We start from the raw sequence: 242 nt of genomic DNA, 5'->3' as shown, positions 1-242 counted from the left end.
CCGATGTCGCGCTCGACTACAAGCTCGACAACGTCGTGTTCGGCGACAACCGCGTTGGCCATGCGCAAGGCCACGCCGAAGCGCGCGATGGCGCGAACGGCGCGCTCGCCTTCAACACGGATGCGAGCAACATCGCCGTGGCGGGCGTCGATATCGCCAGCCTCACCGCGCGGCTCTCGGGCACGCGCGCGCATCACACGCTCACGGCCAGCGCGAAGGGCAAGCTGCAAGGCCAGCCGATC

At 69.0% G+C, this 242-nt stretch carries 1 protein-coding gene; it reads left to right on the top strand.

Translation table 11 applies throughout. From position 1 onward, the window contains the following. Positions 1 to 242 (top strand): hypothetical protein (locus SB786_RS37390; protein WP_410731735.1); only part of this gene is annotated, 242 nt, incomplete at both ends.

Origin of the sequence: Burkholderia sp. SIMBA_062, from assembly GCF_046534765.1 — a bacterium.
Lineage (GTDB): Bacteria > Pseudomonadota > Gammaproteobacteria > Burkholderiales > Burkholderiaceae > Burkholderia > Burkholderia ambifaria.
This window is presented reverse-complemented; position numbering and strand designations above follow the sequence as displayed.